This window comes from Deltaproteobacteria bacterium (assembly GCA_016213065.1).
Classification (GTDB): Bacteria; UBA10199; UBA10199; order SPLOWO2-01-44-7; family SPLOWO2-01-44-7; genus JACRBV01.
The window spans coordinates 1-6179 of record JACRBV010000020.1; the positions used below are offsets into that span (position 1 = coordinate 1).

The window sequence follows — 6179 nt, forward strand, 5'->3', positions numbered from 1 at the left end:
AAAAAGGGACAAGCCTGTGGAAAGACGCGTGGTACCGTCTTTTACGCAACAAAGCGGCGGTGGGAAGCGGCATTTTTGTTTTGATCTGTGTTTTGCTGGCACTGCTTACGCTGTGGATCGTTCCGTATGAGTTCGATGCCATCGTCTATAGCGAAATTGGACACGGGCCTTCTCTGTCCCATTGGTTTGGTACGGATGTTTTGGGAAGAGATCTTCTCACGCGTTGTATCTATGGTTTGCGCATCTCACTGGCCATCGGATTTATCGCCACGGCTGTGAGTTTTGTGATTGGTGTCAGCTGGGGTGCCATCTCCGGTTACTTCGGAGGAAAAGTTGATTCGCTGATGATGCGTTTTGTTGATATTCTCTACGGCCTTCCCTACGTGATTTTCGTTATCATTATGATGACCATTTTCGGACGCAACATCCTAATGTTGTTTGTAGCCCTCGGTGCCGTGCAATGGCTGACCATGGCGCGAATTGTCCGCGGACAAATCATGTCGCTCAAGAACAAGGAATTTGTGGAAGCGGCCCATGCGATTGGCGCCACCAACGGATCCATTATTTTCAAACATCTGGTTCCCAATGCCTTGGGACCCATTATTGTTTATTCCACGTTGACAGTTCCCAGCGTTATTTTGACAGAGGCTTTCTTAAGCTTTTTGGGGCTTGGCGTACAGGCACCCATGGCCTCTTTGGGCTCCTTGGCGGCCGATGGAGCATCCGCCATGGAACTCTATCCGTGGCTGATTCTTTTCCCGGGATTGCTGTTGGCCATTTTGCTTTTTGCTTTAAACTATTTGGGAGACGGTCTTAGAGACGCGCTCGATCCGAGGATGAAACAGTGACAACAGCACCTTTGTTTGAAGTCCGGGATCTTAAAACCTATTTCTTCACACGCGAAGGAATCGTCAAAGCGGTGGATGGAGTTTCCTTCCATGTTGCCCCCGGCGCCACTTTGGGGATCGTGGGGGAATCGGGTTCGGGCAAAAGTGTCACCAATCTTTCAGCGCTTCGTTTAATTCCGGAACCTCCGGGTAAAATTGTGGGCGGAGAAGTTTTATTCGAAGGAAAAAATCTTTTGTCCCTTGCTCCGGAAGCCATGCGCCGGGTGCGCGGCAATCATGTTTCGATGATCTTTCAAGATCCCATGACCTCCCTCAATCCCCTTCTTAAAATTTCAAGACAGTTAACAGAAGTGTTACAAGTTCACAAAGGAATCACATACAGACAAGCTCTGGTAAAATCGGTTGAAATGCTGGATCTGGTTGGCATTCCTTCGCCGCAAACAAGAATTCACGATTACGCCCACCAATTTTCCGGCGGCATGCGCCAACGCGTGATGATCGCCATGGCGCTTTTGTGTCAGCCCAAATTGTTGATCGCCGATGAACCCACCACCGCGTTGGACGTCACCATTCAGGCGCAAATTCTGGACCTGCTCAAAAAATTGCAGGGCGAATTTCACATGACCATTATTCTTGTCACCCACAATCTGGGTGTTGCCGCCACAATGTGCGATCACATTTCCGTTATGTACGCGGGACGCGTTGTGGAATTTGGAACCGCCGGCGAAATTTTCGAAAAACCGAAGCATCCTTATACAGTCGGACTTCTCCGTTCTGTGCCACGTTTAGATGAAGCAACAACCGACCGCCTTGCGACCATACCGGGACAACCTCCTGATCTATTGAATCTTCCACAGGGTTGTCCCTATTACCCCCGCTGTGATTATCGTGTGGCGCGGTGTTGCAAAGAATATCCAATCGCCCAGAATTTTGAACCCGGGCATTTTTCACATTGCTGGCAGGCTAAAGAGGTGACGAAATGACAACTCCCGGAATACAACCTCTGGTAGAGGCCAAAAATCTTTTCGTTCATTTCCCCATTGAAAAGGGATCCCTCTTTAAAAAAGTGGTGGGACACGTCAAAGCCGTGGATGGAATTGATTTGTCCATTCTGCCGGGCGAAACGCTGGGGTTGGTGGGTGAATCGGGTTGTGGCAAATCAACAACGGGACGCGCTCTCTTACAATTAATCCCGCCAACTGTAGGAGAGATTTTTTTCAATGGCAAAGACATCACGCGTTTAAGCCCCGGACAGTTGAGACTGGCCCGCCGTGATTTTCAAATTATCTTTCAGGATCCCTATGCTTCTTTGAATCCCCGCATGACGGTGGGAGACATTGTCGGCGAACCACTCAGAATTTTTAGTATCGTCAAAGGACGGCAACTGGAAGAGCGCGTGCAGGAACTTCTCAAAATTGTGGGACTCAATCCCAAATTCATCCGCAGATATCCCCACGAATTCTCAGGAGGCCAGCGCCAGCGCATCGGCATTGCACGCGCTCTGTCGCTGAACCCAAAATTTATCGTGGCCGACGAACCCATTTCCGCGCTCGACGTTTCCATTCAGGCGCAGATTTTAAATTTGATGATGGATTTGCAGGATCAATTCAAACTAACCTATCTTTTCATCGCCCACGATCTCGCCGCTGTCCGTCACATTTCAAATCGCGTGGCGGTGATGTATCTGGGACACATTGTTGAAATTGCCGATTACAAAGATATTTACGAAAATCCACAGCATCCTTACACTCAAGCTCTTCTGTCGGCGGTGCCCATCCCCGACCCCGCCATTCAAAGAAAAAGAGAACGCATTATTTTAAAGGGAGATGTCCCAAGCCCCATCAATCCACCCACCGGATGTCCGTTTCACACGCGCTGTCCGTACGTGATGCCCCACTGCATCACCGTACCCCCGCCACTCAAGGAATACACAACAGGTCACAAAACCGCGTGTCACTTGCTGGAACTTCCTTTTGCGAAGAAATAAAGGAATTAATCTTGAGGAGATTCTTCAGAAGATTCGGAGGCTTCTTCAACTGTTCCGAAAGGATTCTCTCCCGGTTTAAGTTTGCGGGCTAAGCCCCCATCTTTTTTATAGATACGAAACGCATTGACAGGCATCATTTCTGCACAGGCAGACGTTTTCTCTTTGTTCTTCATTGTGTAGGAACCGCCAACATTTTTAAGTCCGTCTGCCACTACGCAACCGGAAAAAACCACGGCCCCCTGATAATGACACCCATTTTCTTCCCCCTTCTTCTCCATATAGATGGTGAAACAGTTGTCAGCGCCGGAAAGATAGGAACCCTTCCCTACTCCTTTGTCATTGGCATCCGGTGATTCGTAACTCAAATCAATCTGACCTGCGGGATGCTGGTTGGAAAAAGAATAGGTATAGGTTTCAATCTGATGTCCGATCGGATAGGCGCCATCATAACCGCCTGAATCGTAGGTCACGGTCATCTTGTCGAGCAGATAAGTTCCATTAAGGGTGGGAGGAACATTGCCAGTGTAAACTTTAAATCCTTTATGAACCAAACGGTTGATATCCGTTTGATCCAAAAATTTGTTAACCCCTTTGGGAACCCCCGGAATGGGAGTGACGGACGTTGCAGAATTCACAGTGAAACTCATGGCAAGCGACAAACAGCAAAAAACAAAAGTTACTGGAAATAGATTTTTTTTCATGCGGCTTTTATACCGTTTTCAAACGCATCGTTCAATCCAAAAACATCGAATACCCATCACACCTTTATCTCTTGTAACGGGTAGTATTTTCGCCCCAACCAGAGCGAGACATTGACAAGCCCGATCAAGACCGGCACCTCGACCAGCGGACCGATGACGGCCGCAAAAGCCGCACCGTGATTGATTCCGAAGGTTGCAATGGCAACAGCGATGGCAAGTTCAAAGTTGTTGGACGCCGCCGTGAAGGACAGTGTTGCCGACTGACCATAAGTCGCACCAACCTTCTTGCTCATGAAGAACGATATAAAGAACATGACAACAAAATACACAAAAAGTGGAATAGCGATTCGCACAACATCAAGAGGAAGTTGAAGAATATATTCCCCCTTGAGTGAGAACATCACAACGATCGTGAAGAGAAGGGCCACAAGTGTAATCGGACTGATCTTTGGAATAAACTTATGATGATACCAATCCTTGTTCTTGATCGAAATAAGTGTAATCCGCGTAATCGCTCCTGCAAGGAAAGGTACGCCAAGATAGATGAAGACGCTTTTTGCTATTTCGCCAATAGTGATGTGAACCGCCATTCCCTTCAATCCAACCCATGTCGGAAGAACGGTGATAAAAACATACGCATAAACCGAAAAAAACAGGACCTGAAAAATCGAGTTGAAGGCAACCAACCCGGCGCAATATTCGGTATCGCCTTTGGCCAAATCATTCCAGACAATCACCATGGCAATACACCGGGCCAAACCAATCATGATGAGACCCACCATATACTCCGGTTTGTCGTGGAGAAAAAGAATCGCCAGACCGAACATCAGAAAAGGTCCGACGATCCAGTTTTGAATCAGAGACAATCCCAGCACCTTGAAATTTTTGAAAACGGGACCCATTTCTTCGTAACGAACCTTGGCAAGAGGCGGGTACATCATGAGGATCAATCCGATCGCAATCGGAATAGAAGTTGTCCCGATACTAAACTGATTAATGAAAGGAACAATACCGGGAAAAAGATAGCCGCCACCAACGCCTACAACCATGGCTAGAAAAATCCAGAGTGTCAGATAGCGATCAAGAAATGACAATTTTCTCATACTTCTTGGCGGAGAGGGTGGGAGTCGAACCCACGGTACCCGTAAGGGCACACTCGCTTTCGAGGCGAGCACTTTCGACCACTCAGTCACCTCTCCAAATCAAATTATTTCCGGTGTTAATATGAAAAAAATGGGGTGGCAATCAGAAAGAGACAAAGCGACTTTTGACGATACGACCAATCATTTCTTCCGTGGCGCAGCAACTTGAAGAAACAACGTCATCCTCAACCGCGCGCAAACCAATGCCCACCTCGATTGTCAGCGGATCATGCTGAACAATGTTGTAGAAAACCTGTCCCACGATTGGATAGCCATGTTCTCCTTCCAACGAGGCCAACATCCCTCCCTCAACATCTTCCGTTCTGACCCCATTCTGAAAACGTACAACCAGGTCGGCCAATTTTTTGGCAATCTCACGTTGTTTTTTTTCGGAAGTCTTCGCCGCCAAAGTTACAACCGGCATCCAATCAAGACGATCTCGTTCTCTAACGTAAGCGGGGCGGACCGAAATAATGGCGGGATCAAGCGCTTTGGTTTGAGCAACAATTTTTTTCTCCAATGAGGACTCGCTCTCGGCCCAAAGAGAAACCGACAAAATACAAAAAATAAAAAAAACAAAACTTTTTCTTTTCATAAGAACTCCTTAAACATTCAAATTCCTTAAAAAGTTGATTAGGAAAGCAGTTGTTCCAATTTGCAATTAAGAACTTTTGCTAATGCCTTTGCCGATTTCGAACCAATTCCTCTTTTTCTTTTTTCCATCTCAGAAATATGATGTTGTTTGAGTCCCGCTTTTTTGGCCAGTTCAGCTTGACTCAAGCCCTCTCGCAATCTATAGGCCTTCAAAGCACCTGCAGGAGTTCCAATCATCGGGTTTTTCTTGCGCAACTCTCCCTGAACGACAGAAGCGGGAACGGTCATAATTTTTTCAAGCCTTTCCAAAGTAGTGCGGAAAAAATCTTTGACGGTCTTTTCCTGTTCTTTGGCAACGTGCAGAACCAAAACAATGGCATTGCCATGCTCAATCTTGATTGTTCTACTGCTCATAATTACCTCCCGCCTTTAGTAAGGCACGTTTTCCTTGGATCCGGCGTAAATGATTTCTATGAATAGCTCCTGCTTTTCATAGGTATAAATGACTCTCCATTTATGTTTTAGCCACATCCTGTTCTTCCCTTTTTCCAATTGTTTTACATTCCAACCATAGGGAAACGGTCCTTCGTTTGTCAGATCAGTCAAAACTTGTGAGAAAATCAACTGCACATCTTTTGGTAATTTGGGTATATCCCTTTTTCGAACTCGCTCTCTGATTTCAACAGACCATTTCTGCATAAAGGTATTATACCAATTTAAATAATACCTTCAATGGTATTATCGTCATTTAGCATTCGAAAGTTGCTATAATTTTAATTTGGCCATAAATAACAAATAAATTCAGATAGATGTAACGCTCATTTCGCAAGGTCACGGCCGCGCAAGGCGAACCAGATGGTACCGATGGCGCCGAATGCAAATGCTGTGAGCAAATTCACGCGCGGAT

General features: G+C 46.5%; 7 protein-coding genes and 1 tRNA gene. 3 read left to right on the forward strand and 5 right to left on the reverse strand.

Going from position 1 to position 6179, the window contains the following annotated elements:
• The 3 genes from HY877_01185 to HY877_01195 all read left to right on the forward strand — a co-directional run.
• On the forward strand, nucleotides 1-848 hold an 848-nt coding region (locus tag HY877_01185; GenBank protein ID MBI5298901.1), incomplete at its 5' end, for an ABC transporter permease.
• On the forward strand, nucleotides 845-1831 hold the full coding sequence (locus HY877_01190; GenBank protein MBI5298902.1) for an ABC transporter ATP-binding protein: 987 nt from the start codon (nucleotides 845-847) through the stop codon (nucleotides 1829-1831). The genes HY877_01185 and HY877_01190, both read left to right, overlap by 4 nt.
• Nucleotides 1828-2835, forward strand: a complete 1008-nt coding sequence (locus HY877_01195; protein ID MBI5298903.1) for a dipeptide ABC transporter ATP-binding protein — start codon at nucleotides 1828-1830, stop codon at nucleotides 2833-2835. Before HY877_01190 ends, HY877_01195 begins: the two co-directional genes overlap by 4 nt.
• A gap of 5 nt (nucleotides 2836-2840) precedes the next feature.
• On the opposite strand, the gene HY877_01200 is transcribed toward HY877_01195, so the two are convergent.
• From HY877_01200 to HY877_01220, 5 genes are all read right to left on the reverse strand, one after another.
• Nucleotides 2841-3536: a hypothetical protein gene (locus HY877_01200; GenBank protein ID MBI5298904.1), complete on the reverse strand. Its 696-nt coding sequence runs from the start codon at nucleotides 3534-3536 to the stop codon at nucleotides 2841-2843.
• 56 nt (nucleotides 3537-3592) lie between these two features.
• Nucleotides 3593-4639, reverse strand: a complete 1047-nt coding sequence (gene arsB / locus HY877_01205) for an ACR3 family arsenite efflux transporter (GenBank protein MBI5298905.1) — start codon at nucleotides 4637-4639, stop codon at nucleotides 3593-3595.
• Nucleotides 4640-4645: 6 nt separating this feature from the next.
• Nucleotides 4646-4735: transfer RNA gene (locus HY877_01210), tRNA-Ser, on the reverse strand.
• 46 nt (nucleotides 4736-4781) lie between these two features.
• The gene (locus HY877_01215) at nucleotides 4782-5273 is read right to left on the reverse strand and encodes a hypothetical protein (protein MBI5298906.1); all 492 of its coding nucleotides are present in this window, start codon (nucleotides 5271-5273) and stop codon (nucleotides 4782-4784) included.
• Nucleotides 5274-5311: 38 nt separating this feature from the next.
• The gene (locus tag HY877_01220; GenBank protein ID MBI5298907.1) at nucleotides 5312-5686 is read right to left on the reverse strand and encodes a helix-turn-helix transcriptional regulator; all 375 of its coding nucleotides are present in this window, start codon (nucleotides 5684-5686) and stop codon (nucleotides 5312-5314) included.
• Between the last annotated feature and the right edge of the window lie 493 nt (nucleotides 5687-6179).

Excerpts from the sequence above, each read along its gene's own strand:
- HY877_01195 (MBI5298903.1), top strand. The coding sequence starts at position 1,828 with ATGACAACTCCCGGAATACAACCTCTGGTAGAGGCCAAAAATCTTTTC.
- HY877_01200 (MBI5298904.1), bottom strand. The coding sequence starts at position 3,536 with ATGAAAAAAAATCTATTTCCAGTAACTTTTGTTTTTTGCTGTTTGTCG.
- arsB (MBI5298905.1), bottom strand. The coding sequence starts at position 4,639 with ATGAGAAAATTGTCATTTCTTGATCGCTATCTGACACTCTGGATTTTT.
- HY877_01215 (MBI5298906.1), bottom strand. The coding sequence starts at position 5,273 with ATGAAAAGAAAAAGTTTTGTTTTTTTTATTTTTTGTATTTTGTCGGTT.
- HY877_01220 (MBI5298907.1), bottom strand. The coding sequence starts at position 5,686 with ATGAGCAGTAGAACAATCAAGATTGAGCATGGCAATGCCATTGTTTTG.